At 71.4% G+C, this 18,108-nt stretch carries 19 protein-coding genes; 5 read left to right on the forward strand and 14 right to left on the reverse strand.

The features are described 5' to 3' along the window. Nucleotides 1–1,164: an exonuclease SbcCD subunit D gene (locus tag AC0Z9V_RS04340; RefSeq protein ID WP_459290252.1), complete on the reverse strand. Its 1,164-nt coding sequence runs from the start codon at nt 1,162–1,164 to the stop codon at nt 1–3. A gap of 66 nt (nt 1,165–1,230) precedes the next feature. Then, complete coding sequence (locus tag AC0Z9V_RS04345; RefSeq protein WP_485140838.1) at nt 1,231–2,235, reverse strand: aquaporin; 1,005 nt, start codon at nt 2,233–2,235, stop codon at nt 1,231–1,233. A gap of 140 nt (nt 2,236–2,375) precedes the next feature. On the opposite strand from AC0Z9V_RS04345, the gene AC0Z9V_RS04350 reads away from it, so the two are divergent. Both AC0Z9V_RS04350 and AC0Z9V_RS04355 read left to right on the forward strand, forming a co-directional pair. Next, nucleotides 2,376–3,434 carry an ADP-ribosylglycohydrolase family protein gene (locus tag AC0Z9V_RS04350; protein WP_485140839.1) on the forward strand — a complete coding sequence of 353 codons (1,059 nt, stop codon included), beginning with the start codon at nt 2,376–2,378 and terminating at the stop codon, nt 3,432–3,434. Continuing rightward, the gene (locus AC0Z9V_RS04355) at nt 3,435–4,415 is read left to right on the forward strand and encodes an SDR family NAD(P)-dependent oxidoreductase (RefSeq protein ID WP_485140840.1); all 981 of its coding nucleotides are present in this window, start codon (nt 3,435–3,437) and stop codon (nt 4,413–4,415) included. Here AC0Z9V_RS04355 and AC0Z9V_RS04360 read toward each other — a convergent pair. After that, complete coding sequence (locus AC0Z9V_RS04360) at nt 4,412–5,413, reverse strand: exonuclease domain-containing protein (RefSeq protein WP_133080813.1); 1,002 nt, start codon at nt 5,411–5,413, stop codon at nt 4,412–4,414. The two genes, AC0Z9V_RS04355 and AC0Z9V_RS04360, sit on opposite strands and share 4 nt — an antisense overlap. Nucleotides 5,414–5,507: 94 nt before the next feature. Between AC0Z9V_RS04360 and AC0Z9V_RS04365 the strand changes: the two genes are divergently transcribed. Then, entirely contained in the window at nt 5,508–6,197 is a 690-nt protein-coding gene (locus AC0Z9V_RS04365) for an HAD-IA family hydrolase (protein ID WP_485140841.1), read from the forward strand. Here the strand turns inward: AC0Z9V_RS04365 and AC0Z9V_RS04370 are convergent. The 8 genes from AC0Z9V_RS04370 to clpS form a co-directional block, all read right to left on the reverse strand. Next, nucleotides 6,163–6,846 (reverse strand): GNAT family N-acetyltransferase, encoded by a 684-nt coding sequence (locus tag AC0Z9V_RS04370; RefSeq protein ID WP_485140842.1) that lies wholly within the window; start codon nt 6,844–6,846, stop codon nt 6,163–6,165. The two genes, AC0Z9V_RS04365 and AC0Z9V_RS04370, sit on opposite strands and share 35 nt — an antisense overlap. Nucleotides 6,847–6,860: 14 nt before the next feature. Then, the gene (locus AC0Z9V_RS04375) at nt 6,861–7,541 is read right to left on the reverse strand and encodes a DedA family protein (RefSeq protein ID WP_432206156.1); all 681 of its coding nucleotides are present in this window, start codon (nt 7,539–7,541) and stop codon (nt 6,861–6,863) included. Between the two features lie 112 nt (nt 7,542–7,653). After that, the gene (gene rdgB / locus AC0Z9V_RS04380; RefSeq protein ID WP_133080815.1) at nt 7,654–8,280 is read right to left on the reverse strand and encodes an RdgB/HAM1 family non-canonical purine NTP pyrophosphatase; all 627 of its coding nucleotides are present in this window, start codon (nt 8,278–8,280) and stop codon (nt 7,654–7,656) included. Then, complete coding sequence (gene rph / locus AC0Z9V_RS04385) at nt 8,273–9,064, reverse strand: ribonuclease PH (protein ID WP_279628602.1); 792 nt, start codon at nt 9,062–9,064, stop codon at nt 8,273–8,275. Before rph ends, rdgB begins: the two co-directional genes overlap by 8 nt. Nucleotides 9,065–9,148: 84 nt before the next feature. Continuing rightward, nucleotides 9,149–9,946, reverse strand: coding sequence for an MBL fold metallo-hydrolase (locus AC0Z9V_RS04390; RefSeq protein ID WP_485140843.1), 798 nt, complete (start codon nt 9,944–9,946; stop codon nt 9,149–9,151). Beyond that, nucleotides 9,943–10,854: a glutamate racemase gene (gene murI / locus AC0Z9V_RS04395; RefSeq protein ID WP_208741490.1), complete on the reverse strand. Its 912-nt coding sequence runs from the start codon at nt 10,852–10,854 to the stop codon at nt 9,943–9,945. The genes AC0Z9V_RS04390 and murI overlap by 4 nt, the downstream gene beginning before the upstream one ends. 89 nt (nt 10,855–10,943) lie before the next feature. Further along, on the reverse strand, nt 10,944–11,519 hold the full coding sequence (locus tag AC0Z9V_RS04400; protein WP_133080819.1) for a DUF2017 domain-containing protein: 576 nt from the start codon (nt 11,517–11,519) through the stop codon (nt 10,944–10,946). 5 nt (nt 11,520–11,524) lie between these two features. Next, nucleotides 11,525–11,833 carry an ATP-dependent Clp protease adapter ClpS gene (gene clpS, locus AC0Z9V_RS04405; RefSeq protein WP_133080820.1) on the reverse strand — a complete coding sequence of 103 codons (309 nt, stop codon included), beginning with the start codon at nt 11,831–11,833 and terminating at the stop codon, nt 11,525–11,527. A gap of 135 nt (nt 11,834–11,968) precedes the next feature. Here clpS and AC0Z9V_RS04410 point away from each other — a divergent pair, with 135 nt between their 5' ends. Together AC0Z9V_RS04410 and AC0Z9V_RS04415 are read left to right on the forward strand one after the other, a co-directional pair. Further along, entirely contained in the window at nt 11,969–13,285 is a 1,317-nt protein-coding gene (locus tag AC0Z9V_RS04410) for a nicotinate phosphoribosyltransferase (protein ID WP_485141276.1), read from the forward strand. After that, nucleotides 13,282–13,905: an isochorismatase family protein gene (locus tag AC0Z9V_RS04415; protein ID WP_485140844.1), complete on the forward strand. Its 624-nt coding sequence runs from the start codon at nt 13,282–13,284 to the stop codon at nt 13,903–13,905. Before AC0Z9V_RS04410 ends, AC0Z9V_RS04415 begins: the two co-directional genes overlap by 4 nt. Nucleotides 13,906–13,998: 93 nt before the next feature. On the opposite strand, the gene AC0Z9V_RS04420 is transcribed toward AC0Z9V_RS04415, so the two are convergent. The 3 genes from AC0Z9V_RS04420 to AC0Z9V_RS04430 all read right to left on the reverse strand — a co-directional run bounded on the left by AC0Z9V_RS04420 (nt 13,999) and on the right by AC0Z9V_RS04430 (nt 18,090). Then, nucleotides 13,999–15,777, reverse strand: coding sequence for a DEAD/DEAH box helicase (locus AC0Z9V_RS04420; protein ID WP_133080822.1), 1,779 nt, complete (start codon nt 15,775–15,777; stop codon nt 13,999–14,001). Further along, the gene (locus tag AC0Z9V_RS04425; RefSeq protein ID WP_485140845.1) at nt 15,774–17,219 is read right to left on the reverse strand and encodes an MFS transporter; all 1,446 of its coding nucleotides are present in this window, start codon (nt 17,217–17,219) and stop codon (nt 15,774–15,776) included. The genes AC0Z9V_RS04420 and AC0Z9V_RS04425 overlap by 4 nt, the downstream gene beginning before the upstream one ends. Before the next feature lie 571 nt (nt 17,220–17,790). Further along, nucleotides 17,791–18,090: a DUF3039 domain-containing protein gene (locus tag AC0Z9V_RS04430; protein WP_208741494.1), complete on the reverse strand. Its 300-nt coding sequence runs from the start codon at nt 18,088–18,090 to the stop codon at nt 17,791–17,793. Nucleotides 18,091–18,108: the final 18 nt, after the last annotated feature.

An 18,108-nucleotide genomic window follows, 5' to 3' on the forward strand; every position in this document is an offset into this window, starting at 1 on the left:
CTAGCGTTCGTGGGCGAGGCTCAACGCGGCGTCGACGGTCGAGCGGATGAGCGCCTGCTCCTCGGGAGAGGCACTCCGGCCGCGGACATGGTCGAGGAAACCGCAGCAGATCTCGGCGTCGTCCCGCGCCTCGGCGATCCGCTGGCTGTACGTCCGCGCGTCCTGCCGGTCCCCGCCCTCCGGAGCGAAGGAGAGTACGAGGGTGTCGGGGAACCGTGTCCTCAGGCGCTCCATGGCGCGCGCCGGCCGCTCACGGTCGGTGAGGGTGACGGAGCAGTAAGCCGATTCCGCCCAGGCGAGGTCGTCGCGTTCCAGGAGCTCGTCGAGGGTGCCGGTGAGCACGGCGAGGTCGCGCGGCGCCGGCCACTCGACGGGCCGGACGGCACCGATCCCGTCCGCGCCGACGTCCAGGAGCCACGCGCCCTTGTGCTGGTTCGCCTCGGAGAAGGAGTACGCGAGGGGCGACCCCGAGTAGCGCACGGTCTCGGACAGCCTCTGCCTGCCGTGCAGGTGGCCCAGCGCGCTGTAGTCGAAGCCCTCGAACAGCGCGAGCGGCACGGACCCGAGGCCGCCGATGGCGAGGTCGCGCTCACTGTCCGAGCCCTCGCCCCCGGCAGCGAAGGTATGGGCCATCACGACGGACACCACGCGGCGCTCCCTGCTCCGGAGCGCGATGTCCTCGCGCACGCGGTCGAGGGCGGCGCGGGTCACGGCGGTGTGCGTGGTGCCGTCCGCCTGCAGCGCCTCCGCGACGACGCGGGGTTCGAGGTACGGTACGCCGTAGATCGCGAGTTCGGCCTCCGCCCCGAGCGGCCAGGTCACAGCCGTGCCGATGTCCTCGATGCGCGTGCGCAGGTGCACGCCGCCGCGGGCGAGGATGCGGCCACCGAAGCCGAGCCGCGTGGCCGAGTCGTGGTTCCCGCTGCTGACGACCACCTGCGCGCCGGCGACGGTGAGCCGGTCCAGTGTCTCGTCGAAGAGGGCAACGACGTCCACCGCCGGCAGTGCTCGATCGTAGACGTCCCCCGCCACGAGGACCACGTCGACTGCTTCCTCGCGCACCGTCTTCTCGAGGTTGTCGACGAAGATCCGCTGCGCGTCGAGGGTCCCGGTCCCGTGGAAGGACCGGCCCAGGTGCCAGTCTGACGTATGGAGGATCCTCATGGATTTCACGCTACCGCCGCATGCCGACATTCGGAGGATCAGCGCTCGGCGGGCCCGGAATCCGGCTCAGCGCACCGGCCCGCTCGGGGACTCGTCGCCCCGGGAGGCGTCGTGTCCCGAGGAGGGCCGTGCATCGAAGAAGGACTCGGCGTCGCCGGCAGGGCGTCCCGTGCCGCCGGCCCCGGGGGCGTCGTACTGGGAGGTGCCCGGCTGGGCCACGGGCTGCTCCGCGTCCTGCTGCGCATCGTGCTGGTGCACGGCGCCGTCGCCGTCGCCATGCGGCGTCGCGGGAACGGTCTTCCCCTCCGTGCGGGACGGGCGGCCCGAGTCCAGGCTGCGGTAGACCAGTCCCGCGATCACGCCGCCGACCATCGGTGCAGCCCAGAACAGCCACAGCTGCTGGAGGGCCCACGGCTCGGCGAAGACGGCCGAGGCGGTGGAGCGGACCGGGTTGACGCCGCCGTTCGTGACGGGCAGGAGGAAGGAGAGCAGTCCGGCGTAGGTGAGGCCGACGGCGAACGGCGCGAGGTCGCGCCCGCCGCGCTGCGACCGCGCTCCGAGGAAGACCGCGACGAGGAGTGCCGCCGCGACGACCTCCAGCAGGAAGGCGCTGGTCAGGGGGAACTGCGCCGCCGAGTGCTCACCGAACCCGTTGGAGGCCGAACTGAAGAACCCTCCGATGTCGGAGAGCTGAGCGTTGGCGCTCAGGACCAGCCAGATGAGTCCCGATGCGGCGACCGCGCCCAGCACCTGGGCCACGAGATAGGGCAGCACGGACTTCCAGTCGGTCCGCCCCGCCACCGCCGATCCGACGGTGACGGCCGGGTTGAAGTGGCCGCCCGATACGTGGCCGAACGCGATCATCGCGGCGACGACGGCGAACCCGAAGACGAGAGTGGGCTGCAGCGACGTCTCGGTGGCCAGCATCGTGGCTCCGAGGCCGACGAGGATGACGAGGAAGGATCCGACCCCCTCGGCGATCGAGCGTGCCGCGAGTCCTGGTGCACGCCGGGTACCGTCCTGAGCGGTACCGGTGGGAACGGCGTCCGCCGTCGTCGTGTGGTGGGTCATGGATGCGCATTCCTTCGATCGGTGCTGCAGTGGGACGGCCCGGAGGGTCCGGGCCGCGGACAAGCCTTCCATCCTAGTCTGCACGGCTGCTGGGAGCTCCGGTGGCTCTGGTCCGTCCTACTCCTCCCTAGACTGGACGGGTGACGACTGACAGCACCGCCGGTCCCGGCCCCGGGGACACCACGCCGGACACGTACGAGGATCGGGTCCTGGGGTGCCTGCTCGGCACGATGGCCGGGGACGCCTACGGTGTCCTCACCGTGGCGGGTGACGATCCCGCGACCGCCCTCGACGAGCCGGGAGCCGTGGCCGTCTCCGACGCCACGCAGCTCACCCTCTACACCGTGGACGCCCTCGTGGAGGCACTGGAGTGGGCGAACGACGGCGTCGCCGCCGACGAGACCGCCTGCGTGTGGCTCGCCTATCTCCGCTGGCTCTCGCGGCAGGGCGAGCACCTGCCGCCGAACGCACCGGTTCCTCCGCCGAGGTGGCTGGACCGGCAGGAGGAGCTGGTGGCCGTCCACGATCCCGACGCCGAGACCGTCCGCGCCCTCCTCACCGGCGAGATGGGGACGTTCGGCCGCCCCCTGAACCTCCGGGCGCAGGGACCGGGTGCGCTGATGCGCTCGGCCCCGTTCGGGCTGGTCCCCCGGATCCCCGCCAGCATGGTCGAGCGCCTCACGCTCGACGCCGCCGCGCTGACGCACGGCTCGCACTCCGCCCGGGCCACCGCAGGCCTCCTCAGCGCCGTGATCCGGTCGCTGGCGATCGAGGGGACGACCCTGGACGAGGCGGTCACCACCGCCCGCACCGGTGCACGGAGTTCCGCAGCGGACGCCGGGCACGATGCAGGCCGCGCGCTGGCCGACGGAGCGGACACCTCCGATGCCGGGTCGGACGGCACGGCAGCCGACGGAGCGACGGCGGCCGGCACGTTCGAGGCCGCACTGCGGGCGGCCGTCGAGGGCGCCGACGAGTCCTCGTCGCCGCGGGACCATCTCGTCGCGGCCCTCCGGCATGCGGCGCACGCCGGCAGGCCCGACGCCTCCCCGGTGGTCGCGGCGTCCCTGGCGGGCGGGATCGTCGGCGCACTGCACGGCACACGCGCCCTGCCGGCCGGCTACCTGACCTCGCCGGGGGTTCCCGCCGTCGTCCGCTCCATGACCCGGACACTCCTGTCCGCGACGACAGGCACCTGAGTGCCGCGGCGGGCCCGCGACGGCGGCAGCGGCCCGACGACGGGCCGGGACGGCTCGGACGCCTCGGACTGGGATCCGTCCGCCCTTCCCCGTCTGGACGGCCGTCGCTTCCTCGTCACGGGCGCCAACGCCGGTCTCGGCTACTTCGCCTCGGAGCAACTCGCGGGAGCGGGCGCGAGCGTGGTGCTGGCATCACGCAGTGAGGACAGGGCACGACGCGCGATCAGCGCCATCCGGGGCGTCCACCCCTGCGCCGACGTCACCTTCCAGCTCCTCGACCTCGCGGACCTGGCATCGGTCCGGGGCGCGGCCGCGGCGATAGCGGCCGGCCCGCCCCTGACCGGCCTGCTGGCCAACGCCGGGGTGGTCGGGTCCCGCGAGGAGCGCACGACGGCGGACGGCTTCGAGCTCCAGTTCGGTACCAACCACCTAGGCCACTACGCCCTGATCGCCCTGCTCCTCCCCGCGCTGACCGCCGCCGGGACCAGGATCGTCCACCTCGGCAGCATCAGCCACCGCTGGGCACGCCTCACGCCGTCGTTCCTCGAGCCGTCGTCGTACCGCGGCTCCGTCGCGTATGCGACGTCGAAGCTGGCGGTCACGGCCTTCGGGTTCGAGCTGGCCCGGCGCCTCGATGCGACAGGGAGCGCGGCGACGAGCGTCGTGGCCCATCCCGGCCTCGCACTCGGGATGCTCACGCCGGACCGGCCGGGCGTCGCGGCCCGCAAGGACGCGCCCCGGTGGCGGCGGACCGTCCTGGCGCACGTGGCGCAGGGGAAGGACGCCGGGGCGTGGCCCCTCGTCCGCGCGACGGCCGATCCCGGGATCCCGAACGGTGCCTACTGCGGTCCTGGCGGCGGATTCCAGCTCACGGGACCGCCGGCCCTCGTCCCGGCGGAACCGCACGCCCGTGAGCGCAATGCCGCGTCGCGACTGATCGACCTGTCGGCCCGACTCACCGGCGTCCCGCTGCGTCTCTAGCCGGCCGCCGGGCTCGCGGCGGGCCAGCGGTCGCCGGTCATCTGCAGGAACTCGGCTTCCGAGAGCACCTCGATGGCCTGGCCCCGCTCGTGCAGTTCCAGCACGCGCCGGGCCTTCCCGGTCACGCGTCCGTTGCGCAGGTCGGATGCGACGAAGCCGTCCCCGACGACGAGGACGGTGGTCCGTCGGGTGACGGAGCTCGCCGGTTGTGCGCCGAGGTGGGCTGCCCGTTCCTTGGCCTGCGGCCGCGGGATGCCGAGGGTCCCGGTGAAGACGACCGTCTGTCCGTACAGCGGGTGGCGCGGATCGGCCTGGGGATTGGCGTGCGGATTCGCGCCCTCCTCCGGCCAGCCGGACCAGCCCGACGGCGACGAGCCGCGACCCAGTGCGGTGCGCGTGGCCTTCGACAGCTCGTCCACGCCCGGCGCGTAGGCCTCTGCCCGAGAGAGCGGCAGGCCATGGCACCCGAGGACGTCCTCGACGGTGCCTGCCTCGTACCGCCGGGCGAGGTCCATCATGATCCCGGCGCACGCCCGCGCGTCCTCGACGGCGTCGTGGTGGTTGAGCAGCGGGACCCCCGCCGCTTCCGCGACGAACGGCAGCGAGTAGGACGGCAGGGAGTAGCTCTTGCGGGAGAGCACGACGGTGCAGGCGTAGTCCCAGGCAGGGCCGGCGAGAGCCGACACCTCCAGCGCGGACCGGATGACGCCGAGGTCGAAGGCCGCGTTGTGCGCCACCAGCACGTCGGAGCCGATGAAGCCGCCGATCTCGGGGAACAGCTCGCCGAAGCGGGGGGCGTCCTGGACCATGCCCGAGGTGATGCCGTGGATGGCGATGTTCCGCGAGTCGAAGTGGTCGTGGCCTTCCGGCGGGCGCATCAGCCAGGATGCCTCCTCGACGATCCGGCCGTCCCGGACCTTCGTCAGGCCGACGGCGCACGGGGAGCCACGGAAGCCATTCGCAGTCTCGAAGTCGATGGCCGTGAATGCGATTCCCACGCAGCCAGTTTACCGCCGTTGCCCGTCCCGCCCGTTCACCCGATGTTCACCGGTGGCGGGGTCCTCTCGACGGCTGGGCGTCCTACCCTGAGTCATGGCCCGCATCGACAGCTCCCGCCGGTGGTACCTCTTCGACTACGGCAACGTGGTCTCCACCGCCCCCACGCCGCAGGACTGGGAGCTGCTCGCGGAGGCGACCGGCGTGGAGGGCCTGCACGGGCAGGCGTCGACCTACTGGCAGCACCGCCACGCCTACGACATCGGGGCGCTGACCTCCGAGGACTACTGGTCCCTCGTCACGGGCGGGCGCGTGGGCAGCGCGCGCTCCGCCTGGCTCGACGTCCTGGACGGCAACCAGTGGTCGCACCTGAACCTCGACACCCTGGATGTCCTCGAGGACCTGGACGGCCGGGGCGAGCGCCTCGCCCTGCTGTCGAACATGCCGGCGGCCATGGTGGCCCAGCTGGGCGACGCCCGCTGGACCCGGCTGTTCCGGCACCGCTTCTTCAGTTCGTCGCTGCGCCTCGTCAAGCCGTCGACGGCCGTCTTCGACCATGTGCTCACGGAGCTGGCGGTGGAGCCGGGCCTCGTGACCTTCGTGGATGATACCCCGGCAAACGTCGCCGCGGCCCGCTCCCTGGGCCTCGACGCCCGGCTGTTCGGGCCGGCGTCGGATCTCGCGCGGGTGCTCGCAGGACCTGCGCCCGACCGGGTCCTGTCCGCCGTGGCGCCCGCGTCGGGGACGGAACTCAGCCTGCCGCCCCGCGCAGCGACCCGGGAATGAGCAGGGTCAGCGCGGCCTGCAGTCCCCGGACCTCGGCCACCCAGTCGGGCCGGACGAAGTCCTCCCGCGTGAGCAGCAGGTTCTGGAGCACCTGCACCTCTCCCCGTCTGGCCTCGGCCAGCGCGGTCCCGTTCGGGACGTAGCCGAGCCGGCGCGACACGCCGAGCGACGCGGCGTTCCACGCGGCCGCTCCCGACACGGCCGACGTCGCGCCGAGGTGGTCGAAGGCGAACTGGAGCACGGCGGCGCGCATCTCCGTCCCGAATCCCCGGCCGTGGGCGGCCCGGGTGAGCCAGGATCCCGTCTCGACACGGCGCAGCAGCGGGAACGAGCGCGCCGCCAGGTCCTGGACGCCGATCACGCGGCCCTCGTGCAGGACCGCGAAGTTGACGGTCCACTCCCCTGCCGAGACGCCCGCCCGCAGGCGCCACTGGTGCTTGGCGGTCTCCGTGATCAGCACGTCGCGGGGCGCGTCCGTCCAGGGCACGCTGAAGGGCATGTCGGCGGGATCGTGGATCCCGGCGAGGACGGCGTCGACCAGCCCCGGCAGGTGCTCGTCCCGGACCGGCGTGAGGACCAGGCGCGGCGTGGCGATCTCCAGCCCGAACAGCGGCCAGACCTGCACGAGCGGGTCCGTCGCGTCGACCATGCCCGGGGCCGGCGTCACTGCACGCGCTTGTCCGCGCGGTGCTTGCGCACCTTGGAGACGACGAAGTAGACAGCGAACAGCACGACGGCGACGATCACGATCTTCTGGAAGACATCCGCGTACTGCTCGACGATGTGCCAGTTCTCCCCGAGGTAGAACCCGGCCAGCACGAAGAGGGAGTTCCAGATCAGGCTGCCGGCGGTCGTGAGCAGGAGGAACTTGCCGACGGGCATGCGTTCGATGCCCGCCGGGATGGAGACGAGGCTCCGGAACAGCGGGATCATCCGGCCGAAGAACACGGCCCGGTACCCGTGCCGGTTGAACCAGTCCTCGACCCTGTCGACGTCCTCGATGTCGATGAGCGGGACCTTGGAGACGAGGCGGCGCATGCGGTCGCGGCCGAGCCACGCGCCGAGGGCGTACAGCGCGTAGGCTCCGACCACCGAGCCCAGGGTCGTCCACAGGATCGCCTCGAACAGCGAGAAGTTGCCCCGGCTGGCGGTGAACCCGGCGAGGGGCAGGATCACCTCGCTCGGCAGCGGAGGGAAGAGGTTCTCGAGGGCGATGGCGAGCCCGGCGCCGGGCGCGCCGATGGTCTCCATGAGGTTCACGGCCCAGTCCGTGACTGCGCCGAGGGCCGATCCGTCCGACGTGGGGCTCGCCGTCGTCGCCTGGACGGCCTGGACAGTCTGGATGATGCTCACGGTGGTATTCGTCCCTCTCGTTGTCCGTCCTGCTGGACGGACGGCGTGCGGTGCTGGTTGGTCTACTCGGGTTCGTGCTGCGCTGCCGTCCTGCCCGGCGCTCTCAGGACAGGGCGTCGACGAGGTGCGGCAGCAGCGCCCGGAAGGCGATGCCGCGGTGGCTGATGGCGTTCTTCTCCTCCGGCGCGAGTTCGGCGCAGGTGCGCTGGAGCCCCTCGGGCACGAGGATCGGATCGTAGCCGAAGCCACCTGCCCCGCGGGGGGCGGTCAGGAGGGTGCCGCGCAGCTCTCCGCGCTCCGCACGGCTTCCGCCGGAAGCACCCGGTCGTGCGAGGGCCGCCGCGCAGACGAACGCCGCTCCCCTGCGGTCGGCCGGGATGTCGGAGAGCTGCGCCAGGAGGAGTTCGAGGTTCGCGGCGTCGTCGCCGTGCCGCCCGGCCCAGCGGGCCGAGAAGATGCCGGGCGCTCCGCCGAGGACGTCGACGGCGAGGCCCGAGTCGTCGGCGACCGCGATGAGCCCGGTGGCCTGCGCGGTCTGCTCCGCCTTGAGCAGGGCGTTCTCCTCGAAGGTCACACCGCTCTCGACGACGTCGGGCGCGCCCGCCGAGGCGGCGTCGACGACCTGGGTGTCGACGTCGAGCCCCGGCACCTGGCCGCGCAGCAGCTCGCGTAGTTCCCGAAGCTTGCCGGCGTTGCGGGTGGCGAGGACGAGCCGGGGTGCATCAGCCACCGGAGGAGTCCCGGAGGGTGTCGAGCTGGATCTGGGCGAGCTGCGCGGTGCCGAGGAGCGCGAGATCGAGCAGGGCGTCGAGTTCGGCGCGGTCGAAGGGGGCGCCCTCCGCGGTGCCCTGCACCTCGACGAACGTGCCAGATCCGGTGACGACGACGTTCATGTCGGTCTCCGCGCGCACGTCCTCGACGTACGGGAGGTCCAGCATGGGGACGCCGTCGATGATCCCGACGCTGATCGCGGCGACGGTGTCCGTCAGCGGGGAGGCCGACGCCGGGATGAGCTTCTTGTCCTTCGCGTAGCGGATCGCATCGGCGAGCGCGACGTAGGCGCCCGTGATCGCCGCCGTACGCGTGCCTCCGTCGGCCTGCAGGACGTCGCAGTCGAGGACGATCGTGTTCTCGCCCAGCGCCTTCGTGTCGATGATCGAGCGCAGGGAGCGTCCGATCAGCCGGGAGATCTCGTGCGTGCGGCCGCCGATCCTGCCCTTGACGGACTCGCGGTCGGAGCGGGTGTTGGTGGCGCGCGGCAGCATGGCGTACTCCGCCGTCACCCAGCCCTTGCCCTCGCCCTTGAGCCACCGGGGCACCCCGCTGGTCAGGGACGCCGTGCAGAGCACGCGCGTGTTGCCGAACTCGATCAGCGCGGACCCCTCGGCCTGCTTCGACCAGCCGCGGGTGATGCTGATGTTGCGCAGCTGGTCGGGCGTCCGTCCGTCCGCCCGCAGCACGGGGGCAGCGGTGCCGGCGGAGGGAGGCAGGGAGGGGGAATTCGCGGGGGTCATGACTTCCAGTCTAGACGGCAGCACATGGGAGATCGCTGGCAGTGCCGCAGTGGACGGTCGACCGGCGACCGGCTGCCTGCCGGTTCAGACGGTGTAGGACACCCCGGCGACCGCGACGGCGAGGTGGCCGTCGTAGCTCTGGCGGGCCTCGCTGACGGCCAGGTTCGCGTCGTTCCACACGGGCAGGTGGGTGAGCAGGAGCCGTCGGGCGGCCGCGCGGGTCGCCACGTCCCCTGCGCGCTTACCGGTCAGGTGCACACCGGAGATGGCGTCGTCGCGCCCCTCGTGGAACGCGGCCTCGCAGAGGAAGACGTCCGCGTCCCGGGCGGCGTCCACCAGTCCGTCGCACGCGTCGGTGTCCCCCGAGTAGGTGAGGACATGGGGGCGGAGGACACCGTGCTCGTCCGTCTCCGCGACCTCGACGCGCAGCGCGTACGCCTCCTCGATGGGATGCAGGACCTGGAACGGCGTGATGGTGAAGGGACCGACGGTCACCGGGTCCCGATCCTGCCAGGGCTGGAAGTCGAAGTCCTCGTGCATGCCCGGGTCGAGCTCGAGCCCGTAGGCGCTCGCCATCCGATCGGCCGTCGCGGCCGGCCCCCAGACCGGGATGCGGGGCAGGCCCCAGCCCGCCGGATCCCAGTGGACGGCGACGTGGAGTCCGCACAGGTCCATGCAGTGGTCCGGGTGGAGGTGTGAGAGGAACACCGCGTCGATCTCGCGCAGGTCCATGTACCGCTGCAGCGCGCCGAGCGATCCGTTGCCGAGGTCGAGCAGGATCCGCCAGGTGCGGCCCTCCCACTCGGCGCTGAGGAGATAGCAGGAGGCCGGTGACTGCGGGCCGGGGAAGGACCCGCTGCACCCCACGATGGTGAGTTTCATGCCCGGGGGAAGCCGGCGGCGGCGATCATCTCGGGAGTGATCCGGGCGAGGCTGCCGGTCGGGTACTGCGCGGCGACGTGGTCCACGTGCTGCACGCTCAGCACCTCGGGGCCGAGGAACCGGCGCGCCAGCACCTCGAAGCTCCCGGCGTCGCCCGTCGCGATGAAGCGGTGCACGGCGGGATCCACGCTGTCCCGCTCGAGGTCGTGCGAGACCAGCGCACGGTAGACGTCCTTGGCCGTCTCCTCCGCGCTGGAGACGAGGGTGACGGCGTCGCCCATGACGTAGGAGATGACGCCGGTGAGCAGCGGATAGTGGGTGCAGCCGAGCACGACGGTGTCGACGCCCGCCTCCTTGAGCGGCTCGAGGTACTCCTCGGCCGTCCGCAGCAGGGCCGGACCGCCGGTGATGCCGGCCTCGACGAACTCGACGAACGCCGGACACGCCACGGAGGTCACCTCGAGATGCGGGGCGGCCGCGAACGTGTCGTCGTAGGCGCGCGATCCGACGGTCGCCGTCGTGCCGATGACGCCGATGCGACCCGAGCGGGTGGCGGCGACGGCCCTGCGGACGGCGGGCTGGATGACCTCGATCACCGGGATGCCGTAGCGGGCCGTGTAGCGCTCGCGCGCATCGCGGAGCACGGCCGCCGAGGCCGAGTTGCAAGCGATGACGAGGAGCTTGACGCCCGAGTCCACCAGTTCGTCCATCACCCCGAGGGCGTGGGCGCGTACCCGGGCGATCGGCAGCGGCCCGTAGGGGCCGTTCGCGGTGTCGCCGACGTACATGATCGATTCGTGGGGCAACTGGTCGATGACGGCTCGTGCGACCGTCAGTCCGCCGACGCCGGAGTCGAAGATGCCGATCGGCGCTTCGCTGCGGTCCGTGTTCGCTCGCTCTGGGCTCATGATCCTCTGAGAATATGACGTGCTGCCCCCGAAAACTATCCGCCGACCCGTGGGGTATGTCACAGGACTCCCCGGCGGGCCCGGGCGGGTCAGCGCTCGAGCCGGGCGGCCTTCAGCATCGCCTGCACCAGTGACTCCTGCAGCCAGGTGATGAAGTTGTACACCAGCGCGAGATAGGACTCGACGTTGTCGACGTCCTTCGAGTCGGCGATGTCATGGAGCCGCTCGGCGTCCTCCTCCGTCTCGATGGCGAGCCGGTCGGCGAGGACCAGGCGGACGTCGTTGAGTGCCTGCGCGAAGAGGCGGGCCTGCTCGTCGTTGAGCGTCATGGGGCTCGACTCGATCAGGAGCGCCGTGCCGCGCAGCGCGCCGATCTTCTGCTCGCGCAGGGACCGCTCGGTCAGCCGCCGGAAGGCGAGCGCCTCGTCGTCGTCGCCGCGCACGGCGTCGGGCAGCAGGCGCCGGACGGCCGAATCGTCGGGTGCGGTGGCCTCGGCGTCCGCCCCGGACATGCCCACGAGGGCGGCCAGGGGGTCCTCGCTGGGGCCCGTCTCGGGTTCCAGCATCGAGATGACGTCGTCGAGCAGGGCGCCCAGGAGCCGCGCCTCGCCCGGTTCCAGCGCACCGGTGATGCCGCGGCGCGTCGATTTGAACGGTTTCGCCAAGGGGCCTACTCGCTTCCGGCTTTTTCGAAGGTCGCCCACAGTCCGTACGAGTGGAGCGCGACGGTGTCCTGCTCCACCTTCTCCCGGCTGCCGGAGACGACGGCGGAACGGCCCTGCTCGTGGACCTCCAGCATGAGCGTGCGCGCCTTGGCCTCGCTGTACCCGAAGTAGGTCTGGAAGACGAAGCTCACATAGCTCATGAGGTTCACTGGGTCGTTCCAGACCACCACCACCCAGGGCTGGTCCAGGTCGGTCTTCTCGGCCGTCCGCACCTCTTCCTGGGTGTCGGTGCCGGTTGCAAAGCCTACGGTCATATCCCTCATTCTAGGTGTGAAGACCCGGCCCCGGTGGCCGGGTACTCTCACGGCGGACGCCCGGCTATCGTTCTGTGGGTGACCAAAGCCCTGACCACAGATCCTCCGGCCGACGCCGGTCCGACGCCTGCGGCGGTGAACGCGGCGAACAGCGCGCTCTTCACCGACCAGTACGAACTCACCATGCTGCAGGCCTCGCTGCACTCCGGGGCGGCGCACCGCCGCTCGGTGTTCGAGGCCTTCGCCCGCCGACTCCCCGTGGGCCGGCGGTACGGCGTCGTCGCCGGGACCGGACGCCTGCTCGAGGAACTGGCCACGTTCCGTTTCGACGACGCGCAGCTCGCGTTCCTGAGCGATCACCGGATCGTCGACGACACCACGCTCGCCTGGCTGGCCGGCTTCCGGTTCTCGGGCTCGATCTCGGGCTACGCGGAGGGCGAGGCGTACTTCCCGAACTCCCCGATCCTGACCGTGGAGTCGACGTTCGCCGAGGCGTGCATCCTCGAGACGCTCATCCTCTCGATCCTCAACCACGACAGCGCCATCGCGTCGGCGGCGTCCCGCATGACGGGTGCGGCAGCGGGCCGGCCCTGCATCGAGATGGGCTCGCGGCGCACGCACGAGGAGGCAGCCGTGGCCTGCGCGCGTTCCGCGATCATCGGCGGCTTCGCCAGCACGTCCAATCTCGAGGCGGGGCGCCGCTACGGCCTCCCCACCGTCGGCACGGCGGCGCACTCCTTCACGCTGCTGCACGATTCCGAGCGTGCCGCGTTCGAGGCGCAGGTCGCCTCGCTCGGTCGCGGCACCTCGCTCCTCGTGGACACCTACGACGTCGAACAGGGCGTGCGGACCGCCGTCGAGGTGGCAGGTCCCGAGCTCGGCGCCGTCCGCCTCGACTCCGGCGACCTCGTCGCCCAGGCCCGCTGGGTCCGTGAACTGCTCGACGACCTCGGCAACCACAACACCAAGATCGTGGTGACGTCCGACCTGGACGAGTTCGCGATCGGCCTCCTCGCCTCGGCGCCGGTCGACTCCTACGGGGTCGGCACGTCCCTGGTCACCGGGTCGGGTGCGCCGACCGCCGGCATGGTCTACAAGCTGGTGAGCCGGGAGGACGACGACGGCACCTTCGTGTCCGTGGCCAAGGCCGCCAAGAACAAGGCCTCCGTGGGCGGGCTGAAGCGCGCGCTGCGGCGCCTCGACGGGCACGGCACGGCGCAGGCCGAGGTGGTGGGCATCGGGATCAGCCCGGCCGACGACGGCAACGATCGCCCGCTCACCCAGCAGTTCGTGGCCGACGGCGTCCTTCTGCCCGGCTGGACCGGACCCGAGGCCGTGGTCCGCGCCGCCGAGCGCCACCAGCAGTCGCTCGCCGAACTGCCCGGAGCCGTCCGGCGCCTGCAGCGCGGCGAACCGGTCATCCCCACCGAGTACGAGGAGGCAGCACCATGACACGCGCACTGATCATCGTGGACGTGCAGAACGACTTCTGCGAGGGCGGCTCGCTCGCCGTCGCCGGCGGTGCTCAGGTGGCGGCCGACATCAGCGACCACATCGACGAGCAGGCCGGCTCCTACGACTACATCGTCGCCACGCAGGACTGGCACATCGATCCGGGGAGCCATTTCTCGGAGACCCCGGACTTCATCGACTCCTGGCCCGTCCACTGCGTGGCGGACACGAAGGGCTCGGACTTCCACCGCGACCTCGACACCGAGAGCATCGACGCCGTGTTCCGCAAGGGACAGTTCGAGGCGGCCTACTCGGGCTTCGAGGGCGTGAAGGCGCCCGACGACGAGGTGCCGACGGGTGAGCAGAAGCTCGGCGGCGCGGCGGAGGACAGCGATGTCGAACCCATGACGCTCGATGACTGGCTGCAGGACCACGAGGTCGACGACGTCGTCGTCGCGGGCCTCGCGACCGACTACTGCGTCCGGGCGACGGCCCTCGACGCGCTGCAGGCCGGCTACTCCGTGACGGTCCTGGCGGACCTCACGCGGGGCGTCCACGCGGACCGGTCCGAGGAGGCGCTGGACGAGATGGAAGCCGCCGGCGTCGAATTGACGCGCTAGGCCCTCGACGCGACAGGCCGGGCTGGTCCGACCAGCCCGGCCTTCGTTCTCGTTCTCGTTCTCGTTCTCGTTCTCGTTCTCGTCGGGACGGTCCTACTTCTTGCCGATGAACCAGTCCTGCAGCTTCTGCAGTCGGCGCTGGAGCTGGTCCTCGTTGGCCTGCGCCACGGCGGGTCCGCCGCACTGGCGGCGCAGCTCGGTGTGGACCTGGCCGTGCGGCATGCCGGTCCGGGCCGCCCAGGCGGAGACGTTCTTGGCGAGCTGCCCCCGCAGTTCCGTGAGCTGCCGGTGGTCGACGACGATCGGCTCGGCAGCAGGAGCTGCCGTCGGCCTGCCCTTCCGGCGGGACTGCTGCTCCTGCTGGCGCTGGCGCAGCAGCTGGCCCACCTGGTCGGCGTCGAGCAGGCCAGGGATCCCGAGGAAGTCCAGCTCCTCCTCGCTGCCCATCTCGCCACCCGTGCCGAACTCGCCGCCGTCGAACAGGACGCGGTCGAAGGACGCCTGCGACTCGAGGGCCTCGAACTTCTGCTTGGTCAGGGCGTCCGACGCCTTGTCCTCGCGGTTCGCGGCCTCCATCAGCCCGTCCTCGAGGCCGAAGCCTTCGTCGTCCTTCTCGGGGCGGTCGAGGGCGTGGTCTCGCTCGAGTTCGAGCTGGTTCGCCAGCGCCATGAGGTTCGGCACCGAGGGCAGGAAGATCGACGCCGTCTCGCCCCGCCGGCGTGCACGGACGTACCGGCCGACGGCCTGGGCGAAGAACAGCGGCGTCGCCGTCGAGGTGGCATAGACGCCGACCGCCAGTCGCGGGACGTCCACGCCCTCGGACACCATGCGGACCGCGACCATCCAGCGTTTGTCCCCCTCGGAGAACTCCTCGATCTTGGAGGAGGCCTTGGCGTCGTCGGACAGGATGACCGTCGGGGACTCGCCCGTGATCTTCTTCAGCTGGCCGGCGTACGCCCGCGCGTCGTCATGGTCCGTCGCGATCACGAGGCCCCCGGCGTCGTGCACGGTGCGCCGCACCTCGGTGAGCCGCTTGTCGGCGGCCGCGAGGACGGCGGGGATCCATTCGCCCGCCGGGTTCAGCGCCGTGCGCCAGGCCTGGGCCGTGATGTCCTTGGTGACCGCGGCCTCGCCGAGCGACGCCGCCATCTCCTCGCCGCCGCTCGTCCGCCAGCGCATCTGGCCCGAGTACGCCATGAACATGACGGGCCGGACCACATGGTCCCGGAGCGCCTGGCCGTAGCCGTAGGTGTAGTCGGCGCGCGATCGGCGGATCCCGTCGCGGTCCTCGGCGTATTCGACGAAGGGGATCGCGGCGGTGTCGGACCGGAACGGCGTCCCGGTGAGCGCGAGGCGTCGGGCCGCGGGCTCGAAGGCCTCCCGGATACCGTCGCCCCAGGACAGCGCGTCACCGCCGTGGTGGATCTCGTCGAGGATCACAAGGGTGCGGGCCGCCTCCGTCTTAGCGCGGTGCAGCATCGGCTTGCTGGCGACCTGCGCGTAGGTCACGGCGACACCGATGAACGCGCCACCGTGGCGGCCGTCGGCATTCTTGAAGTTGGGGTCGATCGCGAGACCGACCCGCGCCGCGGCGTCGGCCCACTGGCGCTTGAGGTGGTCGGTCGGAGCGACGACCGTGATGCGGTTGACGATGCCCCGGTCGACGAGCTCGGTGGCCACGCGGAGCGCGAAGGTCGTCTTGCCGGCGCCCGGGGTCGCCACGGCGAGGAAATCGCTCGGGGACTCCCGGAAATACTTCTCCAGCGCTTCGCTCTGCCACTGGCGCAGCTTGGGGGCGGTCCCCCAGGCTGCGCGCTCCGGATATGCGGGAGGCAGGGCTGCGCCGGTACCGAACAGGGTGTCACTACTCACGCCGGGACAGTACCTTCCATTGACTTGCTGGGGGTGAGGCCGGGGCCGTCATCCGATGACCGGGCCCCTCTCAGACCCGAAACTATACCTGCTGCCGTGAACACCCACAGAGCGAGCCAAATGGCAACGAAGGTGGGCACGTGTCCTGGATCCGCCGGGTCGTGCAGGAGGGCGAAGAGCGCACCCGCGCCGGCGGTGCCTGCCACACCGCCGAGCTGGTCGGAGATCTGCAGGGCCGCGGAGTTACGTCCCTGTTCGGTGGCGGCCGAGAGTTTCAGCACCAGGACCGAGGTGCTCGAGAGGGTCATCCCCATGGCGAAGCCGGACAGCCCCCAGACGACGACGAGGACCCAGAGCGGGGCCTCCGTGGCCGTGGCGAGGGCGAATCCCCCGAGCGAGAGGGACAGCACGGAGGAACCGGCGACGAGCAGCCACTGACGACCGAACGTGACCCGGGCCTGCACGAAGGACCCGGCGCTCCAGCCGAGGGCACCTGCGCTCAGGGTCAGGCCGGCGGTTCCCGGGTCGATACCGCGGGAACTCACGAGCATCAGGGGGATGAAGGCCTCGGTCCCGAAGAACGCCACATTGACGATGCCTCGCGTCGCGATGATGCTGGGAAGCCCGCGGGCCAGGACAAGGGTGCCCCGGGGCAGGAGCGCAGGCAGGACCGCGAGCGCGACGACCACCCCGGCGGCCGCCAGGACCACGAGTCCAACCACGGTCCCGGTTCCAGGCTCATCGGTGTCGGCGAGCCGGACGACCGCCCACTGCGCGGCGAACACCCCGCCGGCCAGCGCAAGGCCACGGACCACCCGCGCCTTCGCCGGAGTGGCGTCGGCCGCCGGCATGGCCCCGAGCTCCCTCGTCTTGGGCCATACGATCACGACGGCGGCGATCACCACCGGGGCGACGCCGAGGAACACCCACCGCCACCCGAACTGCTGCGTCACGAAGCCGGCGACCACCGGTCCGATGAGTGCCGGCAGCACCCACGCGGCTGCCAGCCAGCCGAACACGACAGGTTGGGTCCGCTGCGGGAAGGACCGGCCGATCACGACGTAGACCGCCACGATCATGAATCCGCCACCGAGGCCGGACACGGCCCGCCCCACGGTCACGAGCCAGAAGTCCGGGGCGGCTCCTGCTGCGAGCAGCCCGAGGATCATGAGGGACATCCCGACGGCGAGGGCCGGCCGCGGTCCCTTGCGGTCGCACCAGGACCCGGCCACCACGGTGCCCAGCAGCGACGCCGTCAGGTACATCGAGAAGGCCAGCCCGTAGCTCGATTCGCCCGAGAGTTCATCGGCGACCACGGGCATGGCGGTGATGACCGCCATCGCCTCGAAGGCGGCGCAGGTGATGATCGCGAGGATCCCGATGGTGAGGGGGCGGAGCTCGGGCGACATCGCTCCGGCGGCCTGGCTCGCGGTCTTCTTCATGCCACCTTGTCCTGCTTGTTCGGGTTAGTGTCCGGGTACGTGTGTGTCGTCGGACTCTGTTCGGGTCCGTGCACATCGAGGAGGTCGGGTCCTGGCTCGACTTCCGGGGCCGGCGCGGCTGCGTGTCCGGGCTCGACTTCCGGGTCAGGCTCGGGTGCGTGTCCGGGATCGAGTTCCGGGCTCGAATTCCGGGGCCGGCGCTGCTGCATGTCCGGGCTCGAATTCCGGGTCAGGCTCGGGTGCGTGTCCGGGCTCGACTTCCGGGTCAGGCTCGGGTGCGTGTCCGGGCTCGACTTCCGGGCTCGAGTTCCGGGCTCGAGTTCCGGGTCGGGCTCGGCTGCGTGTCCAGGCTCGAGTTCCGGGTCAGGCTCGGGTGCGTGTCCGGGATCGAGTTCCGGTTCGGGCGCGGCTGCGTGTCCGGATGCGTTTCCGTGTGCGCCTTCGGTCAGGCCCGTGTCGCTTCGGTCCTGGTACCCGCCGTCCTCAGGCCGGCCGTGAGGAGCGTGGACGCTCGTCGCTGCGGGCACGCCGCGGCCTACGCTTCCTCCCGGACGCGCTGGATGGAACCTGTTCAGCCCTCGGGCTTGTCGTTCCCCGGGCGGAGGCCGTTGTAGATCTCCTTGCACTCGGGGCACACGGGGAACTTCTCAGGGTCACGGCCTGGGGTCCACACCTTGCCGCAGAGTGCGATCACTGGCTCGCCGGTGAAGGCCGACTCCATGATCTTCTCCTTGCGGACGTAGTGCGCGAACCGCTCTGCGTCACCGGGCTCGACTTCCTGGCGTACTTCCTCACGTTCGATGGTCGCCGTGGAGCCGCCCATGCCGGCGTCGAGGGGATCGTTTGCGAAGGGGTCTGCAGGCATCGTCATGCGTCCAGTCTATCGCTC

Source organism: Arthrobacter sp. UYP4 (assembly GCF_057291175.1).